The 3,671-nt window shown below is 51.4% G+C and carries 5 protein-coding genes; 2 read left to right on the top strand and 3 right to left on the bottom strand.

The genetic code is table 11. The features are described 5' to 3' along the window. On the top strand, window positions 1-227 hold a 227-nt coding region (locus ACP7A4_RS22870), incomplete at its 5' end, for an ATP-binding protein (protein WP_426248478.1). A gap of 217 nt (window positions 228-444) precedes the next feature. Here the strand turns inward: ACP7A4_RS22870 and ACP7A4_RS22865 are convergent. From ACP7A4_RS22865 to ACP7A4_RS22855, 3 genes are read right to left on the bottom strand one after another with little or no spacing between them, the layout of a single operon-like run. Further along, complete coding sequence (locus tag ACP7A4_RS22865) at window positions 445-1,350, bottom strand: DMT family transporter (protein WP_426248476.1); 906 nt, start codon at window positions 1,348-1,350, stop codon at window positions 445-447. A gap of 19 nt (window positions 1,351-1,369) precedes the next feature. Next, entirely contained in the window at window positions 1,370-1,660 is a 291-nt protein-coding gene (locus ACP7A4_RS22860; protein ID WP_426248475.1) for a DUF1330 domain-containing protein, read from the bottom strand. Beyond that, on the bottom strand, window positions 1,657-2,514 hold the full coding sequence (locus ACP7A4_RS22855; protein WP_426248474.1) for an NAD(P)H-dependent oxidoreductase: 858 nt from the start codon (window positions 2,512-2,514) through the stop codon (window positions 1,657-1,659). Before ACP7A4_RS22855 ends, ACP7A4_RS22860 begins: the two co-directional genes overlap by 4 nt. 104 nt (window positions 2,515-2,618) lie before the next feature. Here ACP7A4_RS22855 and ACP7A4_RS22850 point away from each other — a divergent pair, with 104 nt between their 5' ends. Next, entirely contained in the window at window positions 2,619-3,509 is an 891-nt protein-coding gene (locus tag ACP7A4_RS22850) for a LysR substrate-binding domain-containing protein (RefSeq protein WP_426248473.1), read from the top strand. Window positions 3,510-3,671: the final 162 nt, after the last annotated feature.

Here is a 3,671-nt window from a genome sequence, read left to right as displayed (position 1 = left end):
TTCATAATGGCGGCGAGCCTATATTAAGTGATGTTTTGCCGTTTATTTTTAGCCCTATGAGTCATTTTCCCCAGCGATCTCCTACGGCTCACGGATCGACTGAGGGACTGGGATTAGGTTTATTCATCGCATCAGAGATCGTTAAATCACACAACGGATCTATCGATGTGACCTCTGACTCAGAACGAGGTACAACATTTCTGGTAAAGCTGCCAATCACTGAATGAGCTAATAAATCGAAAAAATATATACAAGAAAGCGTTCTTATCATTTTTTTTGATTGGAGATCTAGAAATCTTCTTGACAGTCAATTTGCTATTCATTCGGTCATCCGGATGGACCGTCTGAATAGCCCTAGGTTTTGTGGATACCTTCGAGAGGCTGCTTATGGCCGGAAGCAGCCATTGATGAAGGCCAGTCCCGGTTTGACTTTGCTCTCACAATTTAAGGAGAAACCGTCCCTTTGCTCATATTAACTACGAGTAGGCCAGCCACGGTCAATCCTGTACCCAGTAGAAAACCCACCGTCGTATGCTCATCCAGCCAAAGATATCCCATCAGCACACCAAACAGCGGGGTCATGAAAGCCATCACGCCAAGGCGTGCTGCAAGGTAACGGCGAAGCATCCAGAACCAAACTAAATAACTGGCGAATGATACGGCCAGCGTCTGGAACCCTAGACTGGCCCATGTTAGTGGATTGAGCTTCACAGAGGTTTGCCCTGCCAACAATGCCAAGGGGAGTACTAACAGGAAGGCGCCGACCAATTGGTAATACAGGGTCTGCGTAGGTGGAGCTTCAGCTAATTTGCTGGAGCGCACGGCAACCGTAGTAAGCCCCCAAGAAATACCAGCGCACAGACCGAGAAAATCTCCAAACAGGCCATGTGAAATAGCAGCACCTCCTGCGTTCTCCCGAGGCAACAAAAACGTTACCGCGATTCCAAGAAAAGCCATGCCCATACCAAGCCATTGGGGCAAGCTCAAGCGTTCCTCCGGCAACCGGATATGCAGACCTATAGCGGCAAACAGTGGTGCGGTGTAAAGGAATACAGCCATGTGTGATGCGCTTGTCCAGCGCAAGCCTTCAGCGATAAAAAGGAACTCCGCAGCGAACAATGCGCCTACGACCACACCGGAGCGTCGCCAGACGCCTGTCAGCCAAGCCTCGCGAAATATCCACCGGCCTGCGATCCATACCAGAAGTGCCGCGACTCCAGACCTTAATGAGACCTGCATCATGAGTGACACATCCTCAGCAATTGCCTTCATTGCGACCTGTTGCGCTCCCCAGACCAAACACAGCAAAACCATGATAACCGTGGCCATGCCATCAACTGGCTTTCTCATGTAACAGCCCCGCAAAAATTTATGCCAAGTTACCTTCGATAATTATCATTTCTCGTTTATAAGCAAGAAACGCAACCGACCTGGCTTCAGCGTAATCAGGGTCAATACTGCAGGCCTTGGCTTGTTCATAACTCGGGAACTCAACAACCAATACACGTTTGGTGGTCACTGACTCCAGCAGCGCGCCTGGATCCAAAAGCCTGACGCTGGCACCGTACTTCTTACATATCGGCGCCCAAAGCTGGCTATATTTTTTTTGTGCATCGGCGTCGATTACATCCGTTCCAAGAATTATCCAATAGCCTTTCACTGTGGATCCTCCAGTGAGGCGTTAATCTGGTTGAAGCGTAAAGTTTGTGAGTTCTTTTCATCTTGAATACGGCGCTGCTCAAAACTGCTTGCCGCATCCTCGAAGGTCTGTTTTGCGCACGGGTTCCACTGAACACCGGATCGAGCAATTACCCCTGGCTTGAGTTGTTGATGCTCGTCGTAATCTCGACGGGGGTGGAAGAACAAGGGTTGGAGTTCGTCCAGATGAGACAAGTGCTTAACGTAGTCCTGAAGGTACTGTTCGCGCTGCAACTGGCTCACTCGCGCCGGCATCCATGCGGCGAAAGGCGGCAGTACAGTAAAACCGGTGTAGGCAAGAATCCCGTTATGAATGGGCCACAGAATATGGTGCAGGTCGCCATCAACGCCGTTTGGCTCATACAGTGTGCTGGCCGTACCTGTGGTAAGACTTAGCATCGCGCGTTTGCCTTTGAGGTGTCCGGTTTCATACTTTCGGCCAGACGAATACGCGAAACCACGGCTGAAGACCCGATCGACCCATCCTTTTAGTATTGCTGGCATGGAAAACCACCACATCGGAAACTGAAAAATTACTAGGTCAGCCTCGGCGACTTTGGATTGCTCACGCTCGACCTCTGGACACACTGTCGCATTGGCCTGCGCATGCTCTTGCTCACTGGACGGATCAAAATAGTTTGCATCAGCACGATCGCCGAACTCGTCCGGGTGAAGCGTGGCGTTCCAACCCATGGCATACAATTCGCTGACCTGGACGTTATGCCCCAGCGCTTCAAAAGTGCGCACAGCGGTCTGTGTCATGGCGCCGTTGAATGACTTGGGCTCGGGATGTGCGAGGATGATCAGAATGTTCATGTTTTGCACCTGCATGGCTGTACGATTGAGGATGTGATTGTCAGGGCGTCGCTTATGCCGTACAAACCATCTGTTTTATCGCCATAAGAGAGAATTACTAATCCATGCGATCTGACACTCCGCTCAAGGCCATTGCCTGCTTTGACGCTGTTATGCAAACGGGTAGCGCAGCGCTGGCTGCTCAACAACTGTTTGTCACACCGGGTGCCGTGAGCCAGCAGATTCGTAAACTTGAGGATTGGCTGGGCGTTCCTTTGTTCGCACGCACCGTGCGCAAATTGCAACCAACCGATTATGCGACGCTCTATTGGGAACAGATAAAGCCTGCGCTGCAGCAAATTGACGAAGCCAATGCAACGCTACAGCGTCGTGTCGAATCCCAGGTGCGTTTGAGCATGCCGCCAGCGTTCGCCAACACTTGGTTCGCAAGACGCATGCCCTTGTTGACGGGTCGATATCCTGGCCTGAGCCTTCATCTCAGCGCTTCAGCTGACAACGTGGACTTCAATTCCCACACATACGATCTGGCCGTCCGATACTTCGACGGCCAAGATAGTAATTTGAATGTTCAGTTGCTGCTGCCTGACGAAGTGAGCGTGTATTGCAGCCCCGCTTATCGGGATTGGCTACAAGCGGTAAACGTGGAAGATATGACGCGGGCGACTCTGCTAATAACGACCTCGCACGCAAATTGGTCGCGATGGCTCGCACAGGTGGGCCTTTCCTTTGATGGCATGACAAGCCATCTACGTTTCGACCAGTCGGAAACGGCTATTGATGCGGCTAGGCGAGGTCAGGGTTTGGTGCTGACCAGTCCATGGCTTGTCGAGGAAGATTTGAATAAAAACAACTTAGTTCAGTTATTTCCACACAAACTGCGTACTGGAAAGGGATATTACCTGGTCACAAGTAAAGTTCGGCCTCTTACTGCGGCTGCACGGCAATTCCGTGATTGGTTGACAGCCGCTGCTCATTGCAGTGGTGATGAAGGGTAATCGCAGCGCGATTTCGGCCGAATAAGGTTGCACACGAAAGTCCGCTTCTGGCCGGTTGCAGCCTTCCTGACAGGCAACCATCGGCCGCGTCGAACAGTATCAGGTTCTTGACGTTCGAGATGAGATAGGCGACCACCGCGGTCGGTCCGCCCAAGTGAAGTG

The sequence above is a fragment of the Pseudomonas sp. TWR3-1-1 genome (genome assembly GCF_049896545.1).
Lineage (GTDB): Bacteria > Pseudomonadota > Gammaproteobacteria > Pseudomonadales > Pseudomonadaceae > Aquipseudomonas > Aquipseudomonas weihenstephanensis.
The sequence above is the reverse complement of the archived record's forward strand: the minus strand, read 5'-3'. Positions and strand labels throughout refer to the sequence as shown.